This is a genomic window from Dyella sp. BiH032, from assembly GCF_031954525.1.
Classification (GTDB): domain Bacteria; phylum Pseudomonadota; class Gammaproteobacteria; order Xanthomonadales; family Rhodanobacteraceae; genus Dyella_D.
This window is the reverse complement of the sequence record NZ_CP134867.1, coordinates 4,296,978-4,321,931: the sequence shown is the minus strand read 5'-3', so window position 1 is coordinate 4,321,931 and position 24,954 is coordinate 4,296,978. Positions and strand designations below refer to the sequence as shown.

The following is a 24,954-nucleotide window of genomic DNA, read 5'->3' as shown; positions in this document are numbered from 1 at the left end:
GGAGGCTTCGTGCGTAGGCTTCTTATGGAGCCGTCCTCGTGAAGACGATTTTCACACTTTCGTTCTCGAACCCGCCTTCCCGATTTGGCATGATCGCCCGGATCGGGGGGATATTCATGTTGTCTTCACTGCTGTTGGGCCTGGCCCTGCTCGCGCCCCAGGCGCCTGCTGCCCATGCGGCCGCGGCGCCGACGGAGGCCCGCGCCGCGGCGCCGGCAACCGACGTGTTGCCCACGCCCCAGTTCCGCCGGTACGGCACGGCCAATGGCCTGCCCAGCAGCACGGTGTATGCCGTGGCCCAGGCACCCGACGGCGCCATGTGGTTCGGCACCAAGGGCGGCCTGGCCCGCTACGACGGCGTGTCGTTCAAGGTCTACCGGCACGTGGCGGAGGATCCGCGCTCGGTCGGCGACAACGGCGTCGCTTCCCTGTTGTTCGACCGCCATGGCCGCCTGTGGGTGGCGGGGCTGGAAGCGGGCCTCAACCGCTTCGATCCGGTCACGCAAAGCTTCGAACACTGGCCGCACGATCCGGCCAACCCCGACAGCATCAGCAGCGACAAGGTCTGGAGCTTCGCCGAGGCCCCGGACGGCGCGCTGTGGATCGGCACCCAGCACGGCCTGGACCGCATGCGCCCGGACGGCAGCGGTTTCGACCATATCGCCGCGCCGCCGCCGAGCAACGACCCGAGCGGCTTCGGCGCCGTCGGCGCGCTGTACTTCGATCCCAAGGGCCGGTTGTGGATCGGCACCGACGACTCGGTCTACGTGCGCGAGACGGACGGCACGTTCCGCAAGGTGCCGCGCGAGAATCCCGAGCAGATTTTCTCGCCCTGGAACATCGAGGGCGAAGGCGATGAAGTGCGCATCGCCGACGCGCATGGCCTGCTGGTCGTCGGCGCCGACGGTGTGGCCCGGCAATTCTGCAAGGACATTGCCGACTTCAACGTGCTCAGCAGCGCGCGCGATAGCGCCGGCCGCCTGTGGATCGGCACCCAGCGCGGCCTGTATCTGCAGATGCACCGCGGCGGGCCGGTCGAGCCGGTGCTCAACCAGCCGCTGCTCTACGGCAGCCTGCCGGGCACGTGGGTGTGGAAGATCCTGCAGGACCGCGAAGGCGGCCTGTGGGTGACGCTGTTCGATGGCGGCGTCGGCTACCTGGCGCCCGGCTGGAACAGCATCAGCCGCTTCACCCACATCCCCGAAGACAAGAACAGCCTGCGCGACTCGGTGGCCACGACCATGGCACGCGGGCTCAGCGACGGTCGCGTATGGGTAGGCCAGCGCGGCGGCCGCGTGGACAAGCTCGACCCGGCCACCGGCAAGGCCGAGCCCGTGATCACCGGCATGCGTGGCGATGTGATCGGCATGACCGAGGACGCTCAGGGCCGCCTGTGGGTGGCCACGCAGGGCAGTCTCTACCGCTATGCGGACGGCAAGTTCGATCGCGTGCCCACCACCGGCAACACGATGGTGCACCCGCTGGAGGTGGAGCTCGGTCCCGACGGCAAGCTCTATGCACGCACCTTCGCCGAAGGCTTGTATCGCGTGGACCAGGACACGCTGAAAGTGACGCCGGTGACTTTCCTTCCCGCGGAGGAGAAGACGCGCTGGGGCGCGCAGCTGACCTTGACCGCGGGCGCGTTCTGGTATGCCAGCGACGGTGGCCTGTGGCGGCTGGATGCCACGCACGACCACTTCGAGCCTGTGCCGGGCGTGCGCGGCGATCGCAAAGTAGATGCCTTCGTATTCACCGCGGACGGCAAGACGGCCTGGCTGGCCCGCCCGGACGGTCTGGAACGCTATCGCCGCGACGCCAACGGACTGGTGCTGGAACGCAAGGTGGACGCGCGCGCCGGCTGGCCCGCGGTGAACGTAACGGACATGGCGCTGGACAAGCGTGGCCGCGTCTGGGTGCTCGGACGCGACGGCATGTGGCGCTACGACCCGGAGCGCGGCGCGTTCCGCAAGTTCGGGCTGCAGGACGGCCTGACCAACGGCGAGTTCATGCGCGGCTATGCGGTGATGCCGAGCGGCTACATCTACGCCGCCACCATGGGCGGCGTGGTGGCGTTCAACCCCGACCAGGACGAGTTCGAACCGCCGGCCCCGCCGGTGGCGTTCACCGGCATCGGCGTGCGCGGACGCAACGGCCTGCAGTCCGTGCCCCTGGGAAAGGGGCCGCTCGAACTGGACTGGCGCGCCCGCGGCCTCAACATCGAGGCGCGCGTGTTCTCATACATCGACCCGGCGGCGAACCGCTACCGCTTCCATCTCGACGGCCTGGACACCGAATGGGTGGACACCGAGACGCGCGGCGAGCGCGAGTTCGCCAGCCTGCCCTCGGGCGATTACACGCTCACCGTGATGGGCGCGGGTGCCGATGGCGTGTGGGGCCGCGTGGCGGAGCCGCTGCACATCCACGTGCTGGCGCCACCGTGGGAGCGCTGGTGGGCCTGGGGCTTGTACGTGCTGGCGGTGGTGGCGATGGTCTTGATGGCGTTGCAGGTATGGCGCCGCCGCCTGGCGCAGCGTCACCAGATGCAGCTGGCCGAACAGCGCAGCCGCCTGGCCGAGCAGGCCAGCGCGGCCAAGACGCAGTTCCTCGCCACGCTCAGCCATGAGATCCGCACGCCGATGACGGGCGTGCTCGGCATGGCCGAACTGCTGCTCAACAGCGGTCTGGGTCTGCAGCAGCACGAGTACGCCGAAGCGATCCAGCGCTCCGGCAAGATGCTGCTGAAGCTGCTCAACGATGCGCTGGACCTGGCGCGCATCGAGGCCGGCAAGTTCTCGCTCGAACCGGCGCCGTTCGATCCGCGCGCGCTGGTACGCGACGTGGCCGCGTTGGAGCAGGGGCAGGCGAAGGCCAAGGGCCTCGCCTTCCACCTGGAGATCGCCGACGACTTGCCGGCGCGCGTGATGGGCGACGCGCTGCGCGTGCAGCAGATCCTGCTCAATCTGGCCAACAACGCGCTGAAGTTCACCGAGCGCGGCAGCGTCACCCTGCGCGCCACGCGCGAAGCCGGGGAGCTGCGCTTCAGCGTGATCGACACCGGCCCGGGCATTCCGGAGGCCAGCCAGGCGCGCCTGTTCCAGCGGTTCGAACAGGCCAGCAGCCCGCAGCGCCGCGCGGGCAGCGGGCTGGGCCTGGCGATCTGCCGCGAACTCGTCGCGCTCATGGGCGGACACATCGAGCTGGAGTCGAAGGTGGCGCACGGCAGCAGCTTCCACCTGCACTTGCCGCTCGAAGTGGTGCGCGAGGAAGGCGACGATGCACCGCCGGCGGTACGCGCGCCCGACGGCGGCGGACTGCACGTGCTGCTGGTGGAGGACGACACCATCGTCGCCGCCGTGGTGCGCGGCCTGCTCGAGCAGCAGGGCCATCACGTCAGCTACGTCGGCAACGGCCTGGCGGCGATGACCGAGCTGGCGCAGGGCGAATACCACGCGATGCTGCTGGACCTCGATCTGCCCGGCGTCGATGGCTTCCAGATCGCGCGACTGATCCGCCAGCGCGAGGATGCGGCGGCGCACCTGCCGATCATCGCCATCACCGCGCGCTCCGGCGGCGACGAGGAAGAGCGTGCGAAGGCCGCCGGCATGGACGGCTTCCTGCGCAAGCCGCTGACCGGCGAGCAGTTGGCCGAGGCGTTGCTCGGTGTGCGGCGCGCGGCGTCGACGCAAGACGTCCAGGACGGAGTGCAGGCCGAGGCGACGCACGACGCGCCGACCCTGGCGGGGACCTGAGGCTGGCGGATGATCGCAACCGGGCTGCTTTGCGTCCCGGCCGCCGTCGCTCGCTGCTTACATGTCGAACTTCGCGACGTCCATGCCCAGCCGCTTGTATTCCGCCCAGCGCGTGCGCGAACCCTCGCGCTCGGACGGCTCGGCCGCCACCACTTCCAGTACGCGTTCGAAGCGGCCGTTGGGGCAGGTCTCGCGCAGGTTGATCAGCAGCGGGCGGTCCGGCGTATCGACGCCGGGCGGCACGACCAGCACGGCAGTGTGCTGGTCGTCGTCGTCGCCGGCGATCTGGTGCGGGATATAGGCGTCTGCGTCGAAATCCCACAGCAGCTCGTCAATGGCTTCGGCCTGCGCGAAGTCGCGCGTCAGGATCAGCGTCGGCTGCTGTGCCGCATACGCCCGCTTGGCCAGTTCGCACACCAGCAGCAGCGGCTGTTCGCGGAAGCGCGGCTTGTCGATCAGGTAGAAGTCGGCGCGTGGCATGGAATCGAGGACGGGAACAGGGAAGGGGGAACGGAAGGAGCGGCGGGCCGCCGCCCCTTGCGGTCTCGTGCTTACTCCGCGGCGCGGTCGATCAGCCACTGGGCGAGCAGCGGCACAGGACGGCCGGTAGCCATGCCCTTGCGGCCTTCGTCCCAGGCAGTGCCGGCGATGTCCAGGTGCGCCCAGCGCTGGCCTTCGGTGAAGCGGGCCAGGAAGCAGCCGGCGGTGATGGCGCCGGCGTTCTTGCCGCCGATGTTGGCGACGTCGGCGAAGCCCGAATCGAGCTGCACCTGGTAGTCGTCCCACAGCGGCAGGCGCCATGCGCGGTCGAGCGCAGCCTCGCCGGCGGCGAGCAGTTCGGCGGCCAGGTCGTCGTGCTTGCTCATCAGGCCGCTGGCGTGCTTGCCCAGTGCGATCAGGCAGGCACCGGTGAGCGTGGCCGCGTCGATCAGCGTCTTCGGCTGGAAGGTCTGCGCCGTGTAGGTCAGCGCGTCGCACAGGATCAGGCGGCCTTCCGCGTCGGTGTTGAGCACTTCGATAGTTAGGCCGGACAGGCTGGTCAGCACGTCGCTGGGGCGGTACGCGTCGCCGTCGGGCATGTTCTCCACCGCCGGCACCACGCAAACCAGGTTGAGCGCCAGGCCCATCTTCACCGCGGCGACGAAGGTACCGAGCACGCCCGCCGCGCCGCCCATGTCGTATTTCATCTCCTCCATGCCCGCGCCGGGCTTGAGGCTGATGCCACCGGTGTCGAAGGTGATGCCCTTGCCGACGAAGGCGTACGGCTTGTCGCCCTCGGCGCCGCCCTGGTATTCGAGCACCACCAGCTTGGGCTTGTTGGCCGAGCCGCGGCCCACGGCCAGCAGCGAACCGAAGCCGAGCTTTTCCATCTCGACGTGGTCGAGCACGCGGCACGTCACCTTGTCGTGCGCCTCGGCGAACGACTGCGCCTGGTTGGCAATGTAGGCGGGGTTGCAGATGTTCGGCGGCAGATTGGCCAGCTCGCGGGCGAAGCGCACGCCTTCGGCGATGGCCGCGGCCTGCATCAGCCCAGCCTGGCCGTCGTCGCCGCCGGCGAAGGCGATGGCGCCCAGTTCGGGCTGCGCGCTCTTTTCGCGCGGTTTGAAGGTAGCGGTGTAGCGGTAGGCCGCGTGGTCCGCGGCGAGCGCGGCGGTGCGCACGCGCCAGGCGGCGTCGCGGCCGGGCACGTCGATCTCGGTGAGGCAGGACACGGCCGCGTCGATCGGCAGCCGGCCCAGGGCGCGGACGGCCTCCAGGCACACCTTCTGGTAACGCGCGCCGTCGAACGACTTCTGGCTGCCCAGGCCCACCACCAGGACGCGCCGCGCCGTCACCCCTTCCGGCGCGAACAGCACGGTGGTGCTGCCGGCCTTGCCGCTGATGTCGCCGCTTTCCACCTGCCGCTTGATCGCACCCTTGGCGGCGGTGTCCACGCGGGCGGCCGCGCTGCTGAACACGCCGTTCTCGTACACGCCCACCACGATGCAAGGGGTGTCGACGGTTTCGGGGGCGACGGGGCCAAGGCTGAACTGGAGCGTCATCGATAAGATCCTGCGGAGGTCCTGCCCAGGGGGCGGACAGGCTAGACTTGGGGTTTGCCGGGCCCGAGCGGGGCGAGGCACGGAGCCTTTCACTTTACCTCATGCTGAGCATCCTCGACCGATACTTCCTGCGCGAGCTGGCCCAGACCGTCGCCGCCGTGGCCGTGGTGCTGCTGGTGATCATGGCCGGCTCGGCGTTCGCGCGCGTGCTTCAGCAGGTGGCGAACGGCAGCTTCCCGGCCAGCGTGATGTTCCAGGTGCTGGGCCTGAACATGCTCGACGGCCTGTCCAACCTGCTGCCGCTGGCAGGCTTCCTGGGCGTGTTCTGGGCGCTGGGCCGGATGTACCGCGAGAGCGAGATGCACGTGCTCGCTTCCTCCGGCATGGGCCCGACCGGCCTGCTGCGCCCGGTGGGCATCCTGGCGGCGGTGCTCGCGCTGCTGGTGGGCATGGTCTCGATGTGGCTGGGGCCGTGGGCCGCGCGCACGTCCGATGCGCTGGTGGCCGACGCCAACCGCTCGGTGATCGCCGCCGGCCTCGATGCGGGCCGCTTCACCCCGTTGCCGGGCAAGGGCGGCATCATCTTCGTCGAAAGCCTCAGCCGCGACGGCAGCGTGCTGGGCAACACCCTGATGGTCACCGAGCGTCCCGGCAAGGAAAACGGCCCGCCGGTGATCAAGCTGGTGACCGGCAAGGGCGGCCAGCTGTACCAGGACACCAGCGGCGACGGCCGTTATCTGTCGCTGCACGACGGCTGGCAGTACGAGGTGCCGCTGGGCGCCGACAACTGGCGCAAGATGCAGTACGCGCGCAACGACGCGTCGCTGTCGAACGTGCAGTCCGACGACAGCGACGAAGATCCCGCCCACACGCTGGATACGCTTTCGCTCGCGCAGGCCACCAGCGCCGACGCGCGCGCGGAATTCGCCTGGCGCGTCACCGTGCCGCTGATGGCCGTGGTGCTGATGATGCTGTCGCTGCCGATGTCGCGGCAGAGTCCGCGCGAGCCGCGCTACGGGCGCATGCTGCTGGCCGTGGCCGCGTTCTTCCTCTATTTCAACCTGCTCGCGCTGTGCCGCAGCCAGATCGTCAAGGGTCACTGGCACAACGCCGGGCCGATGTGGCTGGTGAGCCTGCTGGTGTTCGCCGGTGCGGCCTGGATGTTCCGCAACCAGTACACGGCGCGCGCCCCGCGCAAGGGTAAAGCCTGATGGCCTTGTCGCTTCGGCCCAAGCGCGTCGACTGGCTGATCGGCACCACGGTCCTCGGCTCGCTGCTCACCGTGTGGCTGCTGCTGACCGGCCTCGACGCCGTGCTGCAGTTCCTGCGCCAGCTCGGTGCGGTGGGCAAGAACGGCTACACGCTCAACAACGCGGTGGTCTACATCCTGGTCACCTTCCCGCGCCGCATGTACGAGATGTTCGGCCATTCGGCGCTGATCGGCGGCCTGCTCGGCCTCGGCGGCCTGGCCGCCAGCGGCGAACTCACTGCGTTGCGCGCGGCCGGCATGTCCAAATTGCGCATCGGCGCCTCCGCGGCCGGCGTGGTCGCGGTATTGATCGTGGGCGTGGTGATTCTTGGCGAGACGGCCGCGCCCTGGGGCGACCGCCAGGCGCAGGCCATGCAGCTGCGCATGAAGTCCAGCAACATCGGCATGGCCGGCAACACCGGCCTGTGGGCGCGCGACGGCGATCGCGTGATCAATGCCAAGGCCGCCATGGCCAAGCAGCGCGGCGAGCGCAGTACGGTGCAGCTGGCGGACGTGCGCGTGTTCACCCTGAGCAAGGACGGCCAGCTCACGCGCTTCGACTGGGCCAAGACCGCCGAGCACGACGGGCGCCACTGGATCATGAGCGAGGTGCGCAGCACCACGCTGGACGACGCCGGCACGCACAGCAAGGTCAGCCCGACGGAGCAATGGGATTCCAGCCTCAATCCGCAGGTGCTGGAGCAGTCGGTGATCCAGCCGCAGTACCTGCCGATGCGCGATCTGCGGCGCAATATCCGCTATCTCGAAGCCAACAATCAGAACCCGGGCGTGTACGCGGTGGCGTTCTGGACGCGTGCGCTGTATCCGTTGAACGTGCTGGTGCTGGTGTTGTGCGCGATGCCGTTTGCGTTCGGCGCGTTGCGCTCGGGTGGCCTCGGGAAGCGGATGTTCATCGGTATTCTGCTGGCGATCGGTTGGTATTTCTTGCAGAAGGCGATGGTGAATTTCGGCACGGTGTATGGGGTGCCGCCCTTGATGGCGAATTTGCTGCCGGCGGTGTTGCTTGCTGTGGCGGCATGGTTGTATTTCCGGCGCCACGGCTAGGTTGGCGGCGCTGGCGCCGCGGTTACCTACGTAGGTTGGGGTGAGCTCGCGAACCCCAACGTCGGGCGCTGACGATCGCCTCGCGCTCCCATCCTCGTCATTCCGGCGCAGGCCGGGAACCGGTGCGACGTGGTCGCCAGCCTTGTCTCGCCCCTGCGGGGCGAGGGTTTCGCTCTCCTGCCGGAGAGCGAGTTACTTCTTCTTTGCTTGCCCAAAGAAGAAGTAACCAAGAAGAAAAGGCCCCCTGCGCGGCGCCCTCCGCAGCCTTCGCTGCTCCGGGTGCGTTGAGGGCTGGCCGGGCTTTTCGACAGGGCATCCCTGCCCTGATCGAAAAGGCGGGGGCGTCCTGCCCCCGCCCCGCTTCGCGGGCCTGATCGTCCAGCCCTCACCGCCGCGAAGGGAACCCGGAAGATCAAGAGCACGACGGAGCATCGGCTTCGCCTCGCTCTTGTTTGTCCTTGCCTCGGTACAGCACTTCTCCTTCTCCCCTCCGGGGAGAAGGCGGGATGAGGGGACGGGGCTTGCGGAGACGCTGCTAAAAATCGGCCAACTGCTTGCTAAGGCGCCGCCAAAACAAAAGGGCCGGCGAAAGCCGGCCCCATGTAGCTCAGTCGATCCCCAGCTTTTTCAGCTTGTATCGCAGCGCCCGGAAGGTGATGCCGAGTTTCTTGGCGGCGGCGGTCTTGTTGTAGCGGGACTCTTCCAGCGCCTTGATGATGGCAGTGCGTTCGATATTGCTGATGTAGTCGTCCAGGCCTCCGTCTGCGGTCGGCGCGGCGGCGGTCTGAGGGGCGGCGGTGGGAGGTGGGGGTGTGCCGGGGGTGGCGGGTTCGGTGCGTGGGGTGCGCTGGGGCAGCATCAGGTCGGCGACGTCGATCTGGTCGCCTTCGCACATCGCCATCGAGCGCTCGAGGATGTTCTCCAGCTCGCGCACGTTGCCGGGGAAGTCGTAGCTCTCCAGCGCCTGCTGCGCGCCGGGTAGCAGGCGGCCGGGGCTGCCGCCGCTCTTGGTGGCGAGCTGGCGCAGGATGTAGCCGGCCAGCAGCGGTACGTCGCCGCGGCGTTCGCGCAGCGGCGGCACGCGCAGTTCGATCACGTTGATGCGGTAGAACAGGTCCTGGCGGAACTGGCCCTGTTCGACCAGCGCGGCAAGATTCTTGTGCGTGGCCGACAGGATGCGCACGTCGACCGGGATCTCCTCGCGCGCACCGATCGGGCGCACGGCCTTTTCCTGGATCGCGCGCAACAGCTTCACCTGCATGTGCAGGGGCAGCTCGGCCACTTCGTCGAGGAACAGCGTGCCGCCGTTGGCGGCCTGGAACAGGCCTTCCTTGTCGCTCACGGCGCCGGTGAAGCTGCCCTTGCGGTGGCCGAAGAACTCGCTCTCCATCAGTTCCGACGGGATCGCACCGCAGTTCACCGGCACGAACGGACCGGCTGCGCGCGGCCCCTGCTCATGGATGAGGCGGGCGACCAGTTCCTTGCCGACGCCGGATTCGCCCGCGATGTAGACCGGCGCCTGGTTGCGCGCCAGTTTGCCGATAGTGGCGCGGACCTGCTGCATGGCCGGCGAGTCGCCGATCAGGCGGTCGCTGGAGCTGGCCGTCTTCGTTGCGCCGCCGGCGCGCTTCTCCTCGGCCAGGCGCAGCGCGGTGCGCACCAGCTGGCGCAGCATCTGGATGTCCACCGGCTTGGACACGAAGTCGAACGCGCCGGCCTTCAGCGCGCTCACCGCCGCGTCGACGTTGCCGTAGGCGGTGATCATCGCCACCGGCATGTCCGGGTATTTGGATGCGATGAGCTCGATCACCTCGTGGCCGTTGCCGTCCGGCAGGCGCATGTCGGTGAAGCAGAGGTCGTAGGTGCGCTCTTCCAGGGCGCGGCGCGCGTCCGACACCGTGCCGACCGCATCCACCTGCAGGTCCATGCGGCCCAGGGTGATGGTCAGCAGTTCGCGGATGTCGCGCTCGTCGTCGATGACGAGGACGGTCTGTTGGGTCATGTCGTCAAGCGAGGCTTCAGGTTCGAGCTAGGATACCCGTCGCTTCTCCAGGGGGCAAAGGCGCCGCAGCATGGTTGGCATCGGCGCCGCTGGCGTCAGTGTCCCAGGTGACGGTCGAAGAAGCGCCAAATCACCCGGTAGGCGTCCTTCGACTCGGGCAATTCCGGGTCCGAAAAGAAGGAATGCCACATGCCATCCCACAGGCGCAGTTCCACGGCCACGCCGGCCTGGTCCAGCAGCGTCTGGCTCTGAATCGCCGCGCTCATGAGCATGTCCCGGGTGCCGGAGACCAGCAGCGTGGGCGGGAACTTCGCCAGGATTTGCGGCGAGTTGGCCGGAAATACCATGGGATCGGCGACGCTCGCGCCCTTGAAGTAGGGCAGGTCTTCCAGCTTCAGCGGCGCCTGAGGAATCGCTTTGCCGTTGAGCGGTGGCGCGATGTACGCCGAATCGCCCTCCAACGGGGTCAGCCCGGCGCAGAACATGCCGATCGCGCCGGGCACCGGCAGCTTGTCGCGGATCAGCCTGGCCACCGTCTCGCCGGTGAGCACGCCGCCGGCCGAACAGCCGTAGATGCCGACATTCGCGGGTTTGTACTGCTTGAGCAGTTCGCGATATACCGCCACCACGTCGTCGCTGGCGGCGGGGAACACGTGTTCCGGGCCCTGCCGGTAATCCACCGTGATGACCTTTACGCGGCCCACGCCGGCGATCGGGATCGCTTCGACCAGTCCGCCGCTGTGCGCGCCCCATAGGAAGGCGCCGCCGTGAAGATTGATCAGCACGCGCTGCCGGTTGGCGGCGACGATGCCCTGCGCGGGTTCGACCACGTCCACGGGCACCCCGGCGATCCGGGTGCTGGCGATCTTCACGGGATAGAGCTTCTCCATGCGCGCCGCACGATCGCTGTTCATGCGGTCGTAGAAGACGCGGCTCTGCTCGATCGGTGCGGTGATCGGCGGCGCTTTGGCGCCTTCGGCGAGCATCTTCGGAAAGAACGCGCGCGCCTCCGGCGAGGCGAAGCGCGAGTACGGCACGCTTGCGCTGCCGATGGGCACGCTGCCGTCTGGCCCGGCACCGGGATCGGGCGGGGCGGACTGGGCGGCGGCAAGCCCCACGAGAAACAGCAGCGGCGCGACAGTGCGGACGAAGCGGGCGATGCGCATGGCGGGAATCCTCGGCAAGAGGCCGGCGGCGCGAGGCCGGCGGCGGCGGGTCACTTCGCGGTTTCGGTGGCGCGCGGCTTCTTCGCCGGCGTCGTGCCTTGCTTCTGCAGGATCTCCTGCAGTTTCAGGTACACGCCGTTGGTCCAGCCGAAGCCGATCACGTTCTCGGTATAGCCGGCGGTGACTTTCACGTCGGCGTTGCCGGTAGCCATGTTGTATTTCTCGCGGATGGTGCCGTCGTCGGCGAGACCGCGGTCGACCGTCGCGGCGAACTTGCCGGCAAGGCGGCGCGCGTCGTCGTGGAAGCCGTAGTCGTCCAGGCCCTTCACCGCCAGCCAGTTGGTCGGCGCCCAGCCGAATGGATCGTTCCACTGCACGCCGCTGGGCTGGTTGTCCATGGACAGGCCGCCGCGGCGCTCGAAGATGGCGAGCTTGCCGCGCACCGCCGCGGCCTGCTGCGGCGAGGCGGCGCCGGCCCATAGCGGATAGAACGTGTTGATGTACGGATAAGGCGAAGGCTTCTTCGCGACGAAATCGTAGTCGCGGTACATCCCTTCCTCGGGCTGCCACAGGTATTTGTCCATCGCCGCCTTGCGCGCAGCGGCGGCTTGCGTCCAGCGCTGCGCCTCGTCGTTCTTGCCCAGGCGCTTGGCGAACTCCGCCAGGTCCAGCTCGTAGCGGTAGAGCAGGCTGTTGAGGTCCACCGAGGCGTAGTGATGGGTCGAGCCGCCGAAGGGGCCGAAGTGGAAGTTGGTGTCGTAGCCGGATTCGCGCATGGCGCGGTCGCCATGGTAGTAGTCGGCGGTCAGGCGATAGCCGTCGTACCAGTTGCCCAGGCACACCTTGGAGGCGCGCACGTCGCAGCTTGCCTTCTTCAGGCGTGCGGCTTCCGCGTCGTCGGGTTCCTTCGCGCCCTTCAGCAGATAGCCGGGGTCGTCCTTGGGGTGGGCGCGCAGCCACTTGATCACCTTGAGGTAGAAGTCCTCGCTGTTCTGCGCCTCCAGCACCGGTCCGTCGCCCAGGTCGTAGTAGCGTGCCAGGCCGGTGTCGCCGGCTTGGTGCTCCTCGCGCGTCCAGATGTCGTGGTTGCGCACGGCCAGCGGATAGGCGTGCGTCAGCCACTCGTTGCGCTGCGCATCGCCCGCGAAGGCGTCGGGATCGTCGAGCACCGTCTTCATCATCGCCGTGAGGAAGGGCGGCTGCGAGCGGCTGAGGTAGTACGTGCGGTTGGCGTTGAGCACCGCGCCGTAGTACTCGACCTCGAACAGCGCGTTGTCCACCATGTCGCGCGCCAGCTTGCCGCGCTGATCGGCGGCCAGGCCCAGCACGATGAAGTAGCTGTCCCAGCCGTACATCTCGTTGAAGAAACCGCCGGGCACCACGTAGGGATGCGGCAGGTAGAGCAGGCCCTGCGCGGGCAGCTTCGTCGCGTCGATGTCGCCCAGCCGCTCGATCGCGCGCGGCAGCGGGCGGATCTCCACGCCACAGCGCTTGCCGGTCTCCACTAGTGCCGCCGGCACGGCCATGCGCGCCGGCACGTAGAGCACCGGATGCGTTGCAATCTTCGGATCGCCCAGCGCGCTGCATTGGTCCTGCGTGCGGGTGAGCGTGGTCCAGGCCTTGTCGATGTACGCGCGCGTCTTCGCGGGGTCCGGCGTGGCCGCATGGGCGGAAGCGGCCACGGCGAGGGCGGTGAAGAGCGCGGTGAGGCGCAGCGGAAGGCGGAGACGGGAGGGATGGGTCATGGCAGGGTCCTCGCTTCGGGGGAGTCGTTGGCGCCGGTGGCGCTAGGGCGGCGCAGCAGGCGCGGCTTGCCCTGAGCATCCGGCTCCACGGTGACGTCCATGTGTTCGCCGCGGAAGGAAACGTTCTTCAGGGTGAAGCGGCGCCATCCGGAAGGGAGCATCGGCGGGTACGCGGCCACCAGCCCGTCGTCCCGGATGCGCAGGCCGGTGAAGCCGAACACGATGTTCTGCAGCATGCCGCCGCTGGCGGCGGCGAAATAACCGGTGTTGTTGCTGGCCGTCTCGCTGCGCACGTTGAACGGCGGCTTCGCCACGCCGGTGTGCAGATTGCGCAGGAACCACTCGGATGCGGTGCGGCCGTCGCCCGCCGTGGCCGCCGCGATGGAGAGCGGAGCGAAGCCCATGCTGTTGGCATCGTGGCTGGAGCGTTCGATCGAACGCATGGCGTAGTCGTAGTTGCGCTGGCGCACGGTGGCGTCCATCGGCAGGTCCAGCAAGGGCAGGCTCAGCATCGGCAGCGAGCTGCCGCCCCAGGTATCGCGGTCATGCGGGACCGAAGCGTCGAAGTCGAGGTGATGCCCTGCGCGCTGGTCGAACGGCAGCACGAGGCCATCGGCGATCGCGTTCCAGCGCGGATCGGCCGGTTCGCCGACGAGCGCCGCCGCGCGCGTGGCGATGCGCAGCGCCTTGGCCGCGGCGGCATTGGTGAACGTGTCGTTCGGCACGTCGTTGTAATCCTCATCGACGGAGGTGACGTGCTCGATCGCATACGCCGAGGTGCTCGGCACGGCCGTCGCGCGGCTGGCCCAGAACGCCGCGACGGCGCGGATCACCGGCCAGCCGTCGCGCTTCAGCCAATCGGCGTCGCCCGTCGCCAGGTAGTACTGCCATTGCGCGATGGCGACGTCCGCGTTGACGTGGATCTCGCGCTCATCCAGCACCTGGGCGAAATGCGGCGTCTGCGAGCTGCCGTCGTCGGGGTCCGCCTCCCACGGGTACATCGCGCCGGCGAGGCCGCGTTCGCCCGCGCGCCTGAGCGCCTGAGGCAGCGTGCGGCTGCGGAACTGCACGAGTGGACGCGCGTGCGCGGGATGCAGCAGGAGCAGCGCGGGGAACACCCAGGCATCGCTGTCCCAGAAGACGTGGCCGGTATAGCCCGGCGTCATGCCGCAGGCGCCGATCGGCCAGGATGTGCCCGGCGCGGCGTTGATCAGCAGGTAGTACAGGTCGGAGCGCACCAGGCGCTGGGCCTGCGGATCGCCATCGATCACGATGTCCGACCGCCACAGCCCGCGCCACGCGTCGCGCTGCGCCGCCAGCAAGGCATCGAAGCCGGCGTCGCGTGCCGCCGTGGCGAGCGCGCGGTCCGCCTTTGCGTCGCCGCCCCAGCCGTCGCGCGAGACGGCGACGAACTTGGTAAAGGCGTAGCGCTGTCCGCGCTGCACGGGCACGGCCAGTTCGAGCGACAGCTTGTAGTCGTCGTGGCGAAGCCAGGCGCGGTTCGGGTGCAGTCCCGGCGGCAACGCGACGGCGACGGCCTGCGCCATGCGCGCGCCATGCTCGGCGCGGCCGTCGAGCCAGAGCGTCATGGTCTGGACGTCGCCGTCGGCGTGCTGCACCCGCGTGTCGCCGTGGTACCAGATGGCGGCGCGGTCGGGCACGTCCGGCGGCGCCGCGGCGAGCTTGAGGTTGTGCGCGAACAGCGCGTCCTCGAACTGCGGCCCATCCAGCTCGCCCAGTGCGAAGCGTGGCGCGCTGGGCGCCCACAGGTCGAGCGCGAAGGAGAGACGCACCTCGCCATCGAACGCCGGCGCGATCACCAGCCGGCTGGCGGCCAGGTGCGGCGCGGCCATGCTGACCAGCGTCGTCACTTCCACGCCGGTGGTGCGTTCGCCGTCCCGGTAGCGGTACCGGGTGGTCAATGTGCCTTCGCGCATGTCCAGGCGTTGCGAGTAGTCGGCGAAACGCGCGGTGCTCATGCCGACCCGGTTCAGCCAGTGCGTGCCGTCGCGCGACGGGCCGGCGCTGTAGTCGATGCCGGTCCAACCGGGAATGGCGGCCGGACGCGAGACGTCGCCGGGCGCGCGGTCCACGAACGCCGTCATATAGGCCACGCTGCCTTCGGTACCGCGCGGCGAAGTGAGCGTGGAGACGTAGCCGTTGCCGAGCTGGCCGGGGAAATAGGCCTCCAGGTCCTTCCAGCCGGCTTCGAGCACGAAACCATCGTCGCTGGCCTGCGCAGCGCCCGCGGCCAGCATCCCCGTCACAACGAGGAAGGCCAGGCCGCGTGTGCGATGTGCTTGCCTCATGTCGTGTCCCGCGCCGGTGGCGCGGCGCGCTAGCGCGCCGTGCGGGTGAGTTTCGCCTTGCCGTCGGCGCCGTGGTCGATGGTGATGTCGTACTGCTTGCCGCGGTAGTGCACGCCCTGCAGCTTGAGGGACTTCCATGCCGGCGGCAGCACCGGCGCATAGGCCTCGCTCAGGCCCTGGTCGTCGATGCGCAGGCCGCTCAGGCCGTAGACGAAGCTCTGCACGAAACCGGCGGAGGTGGACAGGATGTAGCCGGCGTTGTTCGCCACCGTTTCCGTGCGCACGTTGAACGGCGGCTTCAGGAAGCCGGCTAGGTTGCGGTGGATCCACTCGCCTGCCGTCTTGCCGTCGCCCAGCTCCGCGGCGCCGACGGCGAGCATCACCATCATCATTTCGTTGGGATCGTCGCCATGGACCTTCAGCTCGTGCAGCTGGAAGTCGAAGTTGTTGCGGCGCACCTGCGGCGTCATCGGCAGGTCGAGGTTGGGGTACATCAGCCAGATCAGCGAGGAGCCCATCCAGGTGATCTTGTCGTGCGGCACCGTCTCGTCGAAGTCCAGGTGGCGCTGGTTCTTCTCGTCGAAGGGGATGTACATCTTGGCAATGATGTCGGCCCACTTCGGGTCCGGCGTTTCGCCCACCTTCCTGGCCGCTTCCTCCGCGATGCGCAGCGCCTTGCGCGCCGCGGCGTTGGTAAACGAGTCGTTGGGCACGTCGTTGTAGGCCTCGTCGGGCGAGGTCACGTGGTGGATTTCGTAGCGGTCGTGCGCCTTGTCATAGGTGACGCGGCTGGTCCAGAACTCGGCGACCTCGCGAATCACCGGCCAGCCGTATTGCTTGAGCCACGCGTCGTCACCGGTGACCTGGTAGTACTGCCACTGCGCGATCGCCACGTCCGCATTGACGTGAATCTCGCGGTACACGTCGTAGGCGAAGTGCGGCGTGTGGTCCACGCCGGTCTCGGGATCGGCCTCCCATGGGTACATGGTGCCGCTCACGCCGTACTGCTTCGCGCGATCGCGCGCCGGCTGCATGGTGCGGTGACGGAACATCACGATCGGCTTGGCGCGTTCCGGGTGCAGCAGCAGCAGCGCGGGGAACACCCACGAATCGCTGTCCCAGAACGCATGGCCGGCGTAGCCGGGCGTCAAGGCGCAGGCGCCCATCGGCCAGGCGGTGCCGACGGTGGAATTGGCCAGCAGGTAATAGAGGTCCGAATGCACGGCCTTCTGCACGGCCGGGTCGCCGTCGACCACGATGTCGGACTTCCACAGTTCATGCCACGCGGCCTTGTGCGCGGCCAGCAGCGTGTCGAAGCCGCTCTTGCGCGCTTCCTTCGCCAGCGCCAGCGTGGCCTTCGCATCGCCGCCCCAGCCCTGGCGCGACAGCGCGGCGTACTTGGTGAACGCGTAGGTGCGGCCCTTCTGCACGCGCGCCTTGACGTTGAGCGAGAGGCGATAAGGCGTCTTCTCCAGCTGCACGTCCTCGATCTTCAAGCCGTCCGGCAGGCTCACGGCCACGGCTTCGGCCATGTCCAGGCCTTGTTCGGCGCGGCCGTCCAGCCAGAGCGTGAGGTCCTTCGTGTCACCGTCATTGGCGAGGATGCGCGTCACGCCGTGGTACCACACGGCGGCGCGGTCGGGCGTGGGAATCGGCTTGTTGTTGAGGTTCTGGCCGCTGGCGATCACCGCCTCGATCATCTGGTCGCCGGTGAGCTTGGCGATCGGAAAGCGCGGCTGGTGCTCGGACCACAGGCGGATCGGGAAGGTGAGCAGCACGCTGCCGTCGAACTGTGGGGTGATCGACAGCCGCGTCGCGGCGACATGGCCGGCGTCCTGGCTGACGAAGGTGTCGACCTTCACGTCGGTGGACTTGTTGGCGTAGACGAAGCGGTAGCGCGTGCTGAGCGTGGCGTCGTGCATGTCCAGCGTCTGCGCGTAGTCGGTGAAGATCTCCTTGCCCAGGCGCGTGGAATTGAGCCAGCCGCCGCCGGGGTTGTAGTCGATCTCGCTCCATCCCGGCACGGCGGCGGGGCGGGCGATGTCGTCCTTGGCGTAATCCATGAAGGCGACCATGTAGCCCATCGCCGGCTCGGTGCCGCGCGGCGAGGTCATGGTGGAGAAGTAGCCGTTGGCGAGGTAGCCGGGGAAGTAGCTGTCGAAATCCGCCGAGGTGCCGGTGAGCACGAAGCTCGGGTCGCTCGTCGGGCCCTGCGCGGCGGCCGGTCCGGCCAAGCCTGCGGCGAGAATGAAAAGGCCGGCGAGGCCCAGGCGGCGACAGCGGTGTTTCATGACTGCTCCCATCAGCGGTTCCTTGTGTGGCTACCGGCGGCGTCATGCCGCCGCATGCGTCATTCCGGCGCGAAATCGGACGGCCCGGGCAGAGCGCCCGCGCGGTCGGCTTCGCGCTTGAAGAAGAACAGGGTCACCAGCACCAGGGTCATCGGCACCAGCGAGAAATAGAAGGCGTGGATGCCGCCGAAGCTGGCGAACACCACCGCGGTGATGCGCGAGCCCAGCGTGCCGCCCAGCGCGGAAAAGATCACGATCAGGCCGGTCATCGATGCATGCAGCGGCTTGGGCAGCGAGCTGAGCGCCACCGAATTGATCACCGGATAGATCGGCGCCATCAACAGGCCGATCAGCGGGAGCAGATAAGCGGCCAGCGGCGCATTGAACCAGCCGGCATCCGGCTTGGGCGCGGCATGCTGGGCCAGCGGCAGCACCAGCAGCACCAGCACGCCCATGCCCACCACGCACAGGTTCAGGAGAGTGTGCCACGACATCCTCCGCAGCACCTGGCCCGCCGCGATGCGCCCCAGCGCGGTGGCGCCGGCGAGGATGCTGGCGAGCTGGATGCTCATCGCGTTGGGCAGATGCAGGATCTCGTTGTTGAAGGTCGGCAGCCAGGTGCCGAAGCTCTGCTCGATCAGCACGTACAGGAAGGCCGAGAGCAGGAACACGTAGACCAGCGGGCGCAGCAGCAGGCGGAACATTGCCGCGACCGAGCCGCCGAGCGATTCCGTACCCGCACTGTGGGCCGCTGACTCGTCCAGTTTCGCGCCGGCCAGCAGGATGAAGACCAGCACGCACAGCGCCGAGAGCAGCCAGTACACGCGGAACCACACCGGATTGGAGGGATTCGCGTGGTCGATGAAGGCGCTGAAGATCCAGCCGCTGAGCAGCACGCCCAGCATGAACAGGCCTTCGATGGTGTTGGTGAGCCGGCCGTGCTCGGCCCGTCCGCGGGTCAGCAGGCCGATCGAGGAATACACCGAGACCTTGGTCAAGGCGAAGGCGATGCCCACGCAGGTGAACAACAGCTCGGTGGTGTGGAAAGAGGGGTAGAGCGGCATCAGCGCGCAGGCACTGCCGACGATCGCCAGCGCGATCATCATCGCCCGGCGGTAGCCGAGCAGGGGCAGGAAGGAGGCGACCAGGAACGACGTGACGGCGATCGGCAGGTCCTTGAACAGCTCCAGCAGGCTGGCCTGCGGCTTGTCGATGCCGAAGGTGTGGATCGTCTGCAGGATCACCGTGCCGACGCTGTTGAGCAGGATGGCGAACACCATGTAGATCAGCGCCAGGGCGGCGATCATGCGGAAACGGTTCACGGCCACCTCGCTAACGGATCGGGTCTTCGGACGGTCTGCGTCGTCCGACGGTTCGGGGTCACGCGCCAAAAAGCGGCGGTCCGGGCTGTCGCGGGCCCGGACCGCCTTTGGGGAAAAGCCGGTGCAGCTTAGAACTTGTACTTGACCTGGAAATTGACCTCGCGGCCTTCCAGCGGACGGGCCAGGATCACGCCGCCCGCGCCGGCCGCCGAGCCGAAGATACGCGAGTTGCTTTCGGTCAGGCCCAGCTCGTTGGTCATGTTGGTGCCCTGCAGGCGCAGCTCCCAGTTCTCCTCCACGTTCGCCACCACGCCGAAGTCGATGGTGTCGTACGAGCCGAGCTGCTGCAGCGCCGACTGGTCCTGCGTGTGCGCGCCGACGTGGGTGTAGGTCACGAAGGCCGTGATGTCGCCCCACGGGAACAGGAAGCGGTAGCTCGGGGTGAACATGTAGCGCACCTTCGGCTGGCGCTGCAGCTGCTTGCCGTTGATGAAGGCGCAGCCGTCGCCCACCACCTGGTTGGTGTAGGGCACACAGGCGGAGTAGTGCGAGTAGTGGCCGTCGAGGTAGTTCGCCACCAGCTGCAGCTTCAGGTTGTCGATCGGCATCAGCGCACCGCTGAGGTTGATGCCCTTCGAGTCCGAGCCGTAGAGCAGCGGGCTGCCCACCGGCGCGCCGGCCGCGTTGGTCGGCTGGTACGGCAGGCCGCTGAACTGGCGGTGGTAGATGCTGATGTCCGCGTACAGCAGCTTGGACTGGTACTTGAAGCCGCCTTCGAAGTTCTGGACCTTCTGCAGCGGCGGCGTGTTGCCCGTGGTGTTGCCGCGCAGCGCATTATCGAAGTCGCCGAAGTGCGCGCCCTTGTTCGCGCGCAGGTACACGCTCATGTTGTCGGCCAGCTCGTAGTTCGCGCCGACGGTCCAGGAGGTGTGGGTCTTGTCGTACTTGGTGGTGGCGAAGGTGCCGTCGCACACCGGCACGGCGTTGTCGTACAGCGTGTTGTCGTTGCCGTCCAGGTTGACGTTGTGCAGGTTGCACACGTGCAGCGTCGAGTCCTGGTTCTCCACGCGGGCGGAGATGTCGAACAGCCAGCGGTCGATCTTCCACGAATCGGAGAGGTAGAACGCCTTGTTCGTCGACTTGCCGTTCTGCGCGATGTTGTACGCGCCGTAATCCAGGAAACCCTGGTAGTCGGTGACGGCCTGGCCGGCCGCGTTGACCACCTGGATCGGGCGCGCGTTCGGCGTATTGGTCATGAGCATCTGGTTACCCAGCGCCCACTTGTCGTTCATGGTGTAGTGCGCCAGGTACAGGCCGGCGGTGAGCGTGTTGCCGTCGAACAGTTCCTTGCTGATGCGGAAATCGTTGTTGATGTTCTTCAGCTTCTTGTGGATGAACCACCAGCCCTGGTGGATCACGCTTTGGTTCGGATCCACCACGCCGCCGCCGTTGACGTAGGTGGCGGTCGCGCCGGGCGCAAGTCCGAGGCCACCGAGGTCGGTCGAGGTGTTGTAGAGCATGTCGTTGAGCGACGACGGGTTGGAGCCCGAGAACAGGGCATTGGTATCCATGTCGCCCTGGTCGATCAGGAACTTGTCGGAGATGGTCCAGCCGTCGCTCAGGTCGTAGTCGAAGTTGCCGCCGAAGAAGCGCATCTTCGCGCCGCGGCCGTTGGCCAGGTTGGCGCTGGTGCCGCCGCCCGGGTAGCCCGGCAGGTTCACGTGCTGGATGTACTTGCTGTAGTACGTGTCGGTGAGCGGGTCGAAGCCGGGATACGAAGAGAAGCTGTCGCTGCCGTGCTGGATCAGCGGGATCGGAGTGATGAACTGGTTGCGGTCGTTGAGCACGCGCGTCCACAGCACCAGCGAACCCTTGTCCATGGTGTGCGACAGGGTGGCGGTGAACTGGCCGCCCTTATCGGCAGTGAACTGCGGGTCGCGCACGCCATCGGACTTGCGCCAGAAGCCGCCGACGCTGCCGAACCAGTCGTCCGCCACCTTGAAGCCGAGGAAGCCGTCGGTACGCCACAGGCCTTCGTTGCCGTAGGTGACGCCGATGCTGCCGGATGGCTTGGCCGTGCCCTGCTTGAGCATGAAGTTGGCGGTGGCGCCGATCTGGCCGTCGCCGAACACCACGGACGGGCCGCCCTGCAGGATCTCCACGCGCTCGACCGTGTCGTCGAGGCGGAACATCGAGGTGGTCTCCATGAACGACAGCGTGGGCATGCCGTACAGCGGCGAGCCCATGATCTGCGTGGTGAAGTAGGGCGCGTCGCCGCCACCCGGGAAGCCGGCGATTTCGATATTGGCGCCGGTCTGGCCGCCGGTGGATTCCGGCCACAGGCCGGGCGAGATCTTCAGCAGGTCCGCCGTGCTCTTCGGGTTGGCCTGCTTGATCGCCTCGGCGTCGGCCGCGGTGATGCTGTACGAGGCGTCGATCTTGCGGATGCCGCCGACAGTGGGTGTACCGGTGACCACCACCTGTTCGAGCGTCTGGGGCTTGCCCTTCGGCGCGTTGTCCTGGGCCGGAGCCGGCGCGGGCGGCGCCGGCGTCTGGGTGCCGGCGGCCTGCGTGCTGTCCTGCGCGTGGGCCGTGCCCAGCGCGAGCGATGCGGCGATGGCCGCGGCGAGCAATTGTCGAGCGATGCGTTGGCGTTGCATGGTCAAAACCTCCCCACCCGTGGTATCGGGCTTTTATGTGGTGATATCGCTGGCCGCTTCCCCTGCCGCGGCAAGCGATGGTTCTTCACTGCTGACGAAATCCTCGATGCGGAATGCCCCCAGTCCGGACAGCACGGTCTCGGCCTGGGCCAGCGCGGACGGCTGCCCGATGCCGACGGCGGCCATGCCGGCGGCATGGATGCTGGCGATGCCTGCCGCGGCGTCCTCCACGCCGAGGCAGGCAGCCGGCGGCACGCCCAGGCCGGCGGCCGCGGCCAGGAAAATCTCCGGGTCCGGCTTGGAGCGCTGGATATGGGCGGCGTCCACGATGTAGTCGAACAGACCGGCGATGCCCATGCGCTCCAGCAGCAGCGGCGCATTGCGGCTGGCCGAGGCCAGCCCGACCTTCAGGCCGGCGGCGCGCACGGAGGCGATCGCATCGCGCGCGCCGGGCAGCAGCTGTTCGGGCCCGAAACGCTCGATCTGTTCGCGGTAGTAGTCGTTCTTGCGCTCGCTGAGCGCGAGCTTCTCTTCCTCGCTGTAGGCGCGCCCGGCGCGCTCCAGCAGGATCTCCAGCGAGCCCATGCGGTCCACGCCTTTCAGGCGCTCGCCGACGGCGGCGTCGAACGGCAGGCCGGCTTCCTCGGCCAGGCGCCGCCATGCCGCGTCGTGCACCACGGCGGTGTCGGCGATTACGCCGTCCAGGTCGAAGATCACCGCCTGCAGCGGCGGCAGCGGCGCGCGGCGGTTTGGGATGGCGTCGGCGCGCGGCAGTCGCAGCGTTTCGCCGGCACGGATGAACTGCTCGCGGCCATCGTGGCGGAAGGCCAGGCCGTCGCCGGCCGTGAGCGTGTAGCGCACGCCGGCACTTTCCACTTCCACCCGCAGCCGCGCCTTGCCCCAGCGCAGGCCGAAGCGGTAGCTGTTCCATGCGGCGGGCAGGCGCGGCGCCAGCGCAGGCAGGCCATCCACCACGCGGAAGCCGCCGAAGCCCCAGGTCAGGCCCAGCCAGCTGCCGGCCATGGCGGCCATGTGCACGCCGTGGGCGGCGTTGCCGTGCGAGTCGTCCAGGTCCACGCGCAGCGAATCCTGGAAATAGCGGTAGGCCTTGCCGGCCAGTCCCACTTCCGCGGCGATCACGCCGAAGGTGGAGGCCGACAGCGTCGAGTCGTGCACGGTGACGCTTTCGTAGTAGTCGAAGTTGCGCCGCTTCGCCGCGCGGTCGACGCGCTCGCCGGCCAGCATCAGCGCGAGCAGCGTATCGGCCTGCTTGCAGACCTGGTGGCGATAGATGGTCAGCGGATGCAGGCGCAGCAGCAGCGGATGCTTGCCCTCGCCGGGTCTGGCCGCGAGGTGGTCGGGCAGGCGCGGCTTGTCGAGGAAGCCGTCGTCCTGCGGGAAGATGCCCAGGCGCGGGTCCTCCGGCAGATACATCGCTTCGGCGGCGCGGCGCCATTGCGCGACTTCGTCCTCGCCCAGGCCGATGCGCGAGCACAGCGCGGCGTATTCCACCGGCGCGGCACCGGCCATCCACACCGCGGTGGCAGCGGCATCGCGCAGGTGACGCTGCGCCATGCGGTTGGTGTAGTGGTTGTTGTCGACCAGCGCCGAATACTCGTCGGGGCCGGTGACTTCGTGGATGCAGAAGGCGTCGCCGCGCCGCGCGTTGAAGTGGCCGATGTCGATCCACACGCGTGCGGTCTCGAACAGGATTTCCGCGCCGTGGTCGCGCAGGAAATCGGTGTCCCCGGTGGCGTCCACGTACAGGCGGATCGCCCAGGCCACCGCGGCGTTGATGTGGTACTGCGCCGAGCCGCCCGGATAGTAGGCCGAGCATTCGTCGCCGCTGATGGTGCGCCAGGCGAACAGCGCGCCGCGCGCGTGGTTCAGTTCGCGCGCATGCAGGCGCGAACGGTCCAGCGTGCGGTGGCGGTACAGCAGCATGCCGCGGGCGAGCTCCGGCGCGGTCGTGGCGAGCACCGGCAGGATGAACGCCTCGGCATCCCAGAAGTAGTGGCCTTCGTAGCCTTCGCCGGTGAGGCCCTTGGCCGCGGCGCTGCCGTGGCCGTCGCGGCAACTGGACTGGAACAGGTGGAACAGGTTGAAGCGCAGCGCCTGCTCGGTGGCCGGATCGCCGTCGATGGCGAGGTCGGCGGCTTCCCACAGCGGCGCCAGATGCTGGCGCTGGCGTTCCAGCAGCGCGGCATAACCCAGTTCCGCGGCTTGTTCGAGGATGGCGCGGGCGCGGTCGAGCAAGGCCTCCTGCGCGTCGTCGCCGTGCGGTTCGGTCCAGGCGTAGGCGGCGTATTTCTCCAGCGTCACGGCCTGGCCGGGCAGGAGCTGGCCGGTATAGGTCTGCACCACGCCGTGGGGCGCGAGGTTGGCCATGTGCGCGTCCAGGCTGCCGTCGCGCGGTGCGTGCGTCTGCGCGCAGACCAGGCGGATGCCGCTGTGGGTGGTGCGCTGGTGGACCCAGGCGAGGTCCGGTTCCGCCGCGGCGTCGATCGTGTGCAGGCCGCCGTCCAGGCGCGTGCCGATGCGCGGGTCGTCGCCCTGTTCGACGGCGTCGCGCGCGGTATTGATCGAGGACTCCAGCGTGATCGGGCCGCTGTAGTCCACCGAGCGCACGCGGTAACGCAGCGCGAGCAGGCCCGGCTCACCCAGGCTTACGAGGCGTTCGGCCTCGATCTCCAGGGTTTCGCCCGTCGGCGAACGCCAGCGCAGGAAACGCCGGTAGCAGCCGTCGCGCAGGTCCAGGCGGCGCTCGAAGGCCAGCCATTCGCCGTCGGCCAGCCGCACGGGGGTATCGCCCAGGCGCAGCTGGATGCGGGTGGCGTCGGCGACAGGGATGCGCGTGTCGGTGTGGGCGGCGAACCCGGGGAAGCGCTCGTGGTATTCGATCGGCGCTCGCTCCCAGGCCGCCGACAGAAAGCTGGCCTGGCTGGGGCTGTCGCCTTCTTCCAGTCCGCCGCGCACGCCCAGTGCCCCATTGGCGAGGGCGAACAGGCTCTCGTCCTGCGCGAAGCCGGCCGGGTCGGTGCCGTGGCGGAGCAGCGACCACGGATCGACGTGCGTGGACCCGGCGGGCACGGACTCGGCGTCCTTCCCGGCGGAAGGCACGGCGGCGGCGGCCGCGGCGGGCGCGGTGGCGAGACGGTCGAGCATGTAATCCCCAGTCGATCTTTTGGTTGTTCTAGGCGGGGCGCGGGGTGCGCTGGCCGGTCCATTGGGCGGCGAGCTTCGCAGCAAATGATATCGATATCAAGATATCGATATCATTTGCTGCGGCGCGGCATCACGCGGCTTTGAGGAGTGCTGCCGCAGGCTCGCCGGGAGCACGGCGGACGAGCAGGC

At 68.4% G+C, this 24,954-nt stretch carries 13 protein-coding genes; 3 read left to right on the top strand and 10 right to left on the bottom strand.

The features are described 5' to 3' along the window. Positions 1 to 116 precede the first annotated feature (116 nt). Positions 117 to 3,749, top strand: coding sequence for a two-component regulator propeller domain-containing protein (locus RKE25_RS18990; RefSeq protein ID WP_311839648.1), 3,633 nt, complete (start codon positions 117 to 119; stop codon positions 3,747 to 3,749). Between the two features lie 57 nt (positions 3,750 to 3,806). Here the strand turns inward: RKE25_RS18990 and RKE25_RS18985 are convergent, their stop codons facing one another. Both RKE25_RS18985 and RKE25_RS18980 read right to left on the bottom strand, forming a co-directional pair. Further along, complete coding sequence (locus RKE25_RS18985) at positions 3,807 to 4,229, bottom strand: DNA polymerase III subunit chi (protein ID WP_311839647.1); 423 nt, start codon at positions 4,227 to 4,229, stop codon at positions 3,807 to 3,809. A 71-nt stretch (positions 4,230 to 4,300) separates the two neighbouring features. After that, positions 4,301 to 5,791 (bottom strand): leucyl aminopeptidase, encoded by a 1,491-nt coding sequence (locus RKE25_RS18980; RefSeq protein ID WP_311839646.1) that lies wholly within the window; start codon positions 5,789 to 5,791, stop codon positions 4,301 to 4,303. A gap of 101 nt (positions 5,792 to 5,892) precedes the next feature. Here RKE25_RS18980 and lptF point away from each other — a divergent pair, with 101 nt between their 5' ends. Continuing rightward, positions 5,893 to 7,002: an LPS export ABC transporter permease LptF gene (lptF, locus tag RKE25_RS18975; protein WP_311839645.1), complete on the top strand. Its 1,110-nt coding sequence runs from the start codon at positions 5,893 to 5,895 to the stop codon at positions 7,000 to 7,002. Then, positions 7,002 to 8,105: an LPS export ABC transporter permease LptG gene (gene lptG / locus RKE25_RS18970; protein ID WP_311839644.1), complete on the top strand. Its 1,104-nt coding sequence runs from the start codon at positions 7,002 to 7,004 to the stop codon at positions 8,103 to 8,105. The genes lptF and lptG overlap by 1 nt, the downstream gene beginning before the upstream one ends. A gap of 607 nt (positions 8,106 to 8,712) precedes the next feature. Here the strand turns inward: lptG and RKE25_RS18965 are convergent. The 8 genes from RKE25_RS18965 to pgmB all read right to left on the bottom strand — a co-directional run bounded on the left by RKE25_RS18965 (position 8,713) and on the right by pgmB (position 24,765). After that, positions 8,713 to 10,107 (bottom strand): sigma-54 dependent transcriptional regulator, encoded by a 1,395-nt coding sequence (locus RKE25_RS18965; RefSeq protein ID WP_311839643.1) that lies wholly within the window; start codon positions 10,105 to 10,107, stop codon positions 8,713 to 8,715. Between the two features lie 95 nt (positions 10,108 to 10,202). Next, positions 10,203 to 11,273 carry an alpha/beta hydrolase fold domain-containing protein gene (locus RKE25_RS18960; RefSeq protein WP_311839642.1) on the bottom strand — a complete coding sequence of 357 codons (1,071 nt, stop codon included), beginning with the start codon at positions 11,271 to 11,273 and terminating at the stop codon, positions 10,203 to 10,205. 50 nt (positions 11,274 to 11,323) lie between these two features. After that, complete coding sequence (locus tag RKE25_RS18955) at positions 11,324 to 13,018, bottom strand: trehalase family glycosidase (RefSeq protein WP_311839641.1); 1,695 nt, start codon at positions 13,016 to 13,018, stop codon at positions 11,324 to 11,326. Then, complete coding sequence (locus tag RKE25_RS18950) at positions 13,015 to 15,327, bottom strand: glycosyl hydrolase family 65 protein (RefSeq protein WP_311839640.1); 2,313 nt, start codon at positions 15,325 to 15,327, stop codon at positions 13,015 to 13,017. Before RKE25_RS18950 ends, RKE25_RS18955 begins: the two co-directional genes overlap by 4 nt. Positions 15,328 to 15,356: 29 nt before the next feature. Further along, positions 15,357 to 17,618: a glycosyl hydrolase family 65 protein gene (locus RKE25_RS18945; protein ID WP_311839639.1), complete on the bottom strand. Its 2,262-nt coding sequence runs from the start codon at positions 17,616 to 17,618 to the stop codon at positions 15,357 to 15,359. Between the two features lie 59 nt (positions 17,619 to 17,677). Then, positions 17,678 to 18,925: an MFS transporter gene (locus tag RKE25_RS18940; protein WP_311842436.1), complete on the bottom strand. Its 1,248-nt coding sequence runs from the start codon at positions 18,923 to 18,925 to the stop codon at positions 17,678 to 17,680. A gap of 143 nt (positions 18,926 to 19,068) precedes the next feature. Continuing rightward, positions 19,069 to 21,600 carry a TonB-dependent receptor gene (locus tag RKE25_RS18935; RefSeq protein WP_311839638.1) on the bottom strand — a complete coding sequence of 844 codons (2,532 nt, stop codon included), beginning with the start codon at positions 21,598 to 21,600 and terminating at the stop codon, positions 19,069 to 19,071. A gap of 33 nt (positions 21,601 to 21,633) precedes the next feature. Further along, positions 21,634 to 24,765 (bottom strand): beta-phosphoglucomutase, encoded by a 3,132-nt coding sequence (gene pgmB / locus RKE25_RS18930; protein WP_311839637.1) that lies wholly within the window; start codon positions 24,763 to 24,765, stop codon positions 21,634 to 21,636. Between the last annotated feature and the right edge of the window lie 189 nt (positions 24,766 to 24,954).

What these genes read in the sequence shown, in the direction of transcription:
- RKE25_RS18960 (WP_311839642.1), bottom strand. Translation starts at nt 11,273, where the DNA reads ATGCGCATCGCCCGCTTCGTCCGCACTGTCGCGCCGCTGCTGTTTCTC.
- RKE25_RS18965 (WP_311839643.1), bottom strand. Translation starts at nt 10,107, where the DNA reads ATGACCCAACAGACCGTCCTCGTCATCGACGACGAGCGCGACATCCGC.
- RKE25_RS18950 (WP_311839640.1), bottom strand. Translation starts at nt 15,327, where the DNA reads ATGAGGCAAGCACATCGCACACGCGGCCTGGCCTTCCTCGTTGTGACG.
- RKE25_RS18935 (WP_311839638.1), bottom strand. Translation starts at nt 21,600, where the DNA reads ATGCAACGCCAACGCATCGCTCGACAATTGCTCGCCGCGGCCATCGCC.
- RKE25_RS18980 (WP_311839646.1), bottom strand. Translation starts at nt 5,791, where the DNA reads ATGACGCTCCAGTTCAGCCTTGGCCCCGTCGCCCCCGAAACCGTCGAC.
- RKE25_RS18945 (WP_311839639.1), bottom strand. Translation starts at nt 17,618, where the DNA reads ATGAAACACCGCTGTCGCCGCCTGGGCCTCGCCGGCCTTTTCATTCTC.
- lptG (WP_311839644.1), top strand. Translation starts at nt 7,002, where the DNA reads ATGGCCTTGTCGCTTCGGCCCAAGCGCGTCGACTGGCTGATCGGCACC.
- pgmB (WP_311839637.1), bottom strand. Translation starts at nt 24,765, where the DNA reads ATGCTCGACCGTCTCGCCACCGCGCCCGCCGCGGCCGCCGCCGCCGTG.
- RKE25_RS18985 (WP_311839647.1), bottom strand. Translation starts at nt 4,229, where the DNA reads ATGCCACGCGCCGACTTCTACCTGATCGACAAGCCGCGCTTCCGCGAA.
- lptF (WP_311839645.1), top strand. Translation starts at nt 5,893, where the DNA reads ATGCTGAGCATCCTCGACCGATACTTCCTGCGCGAGCTGGCCCAGACC.
- RKE25_RS18940 (WP_311842436.1), bottom strand. Translation starts at nt 18,925, where the DNA reads ATGATCGCCGCCCTGGCGCTGATCTACATGGTGTTCGCCATCCTGCTC.
- RKE25_RS18955 (WP_311839641.1), bottom strand. Translation starts at nt 13,018, where the DNA reads ATGACCCATCCCTCCCGTCTCCGCCTTCCGCTGCGCCTCACCGCGCTC.
- RKE25_RS18990 (WP_311839648.1), top strand. Translation starts at nt 117, where the DNA reads ATGTTGTCTTCACTGCTGTTGGGCCTGGCCCTGCTCGCGCCCCAGGCG.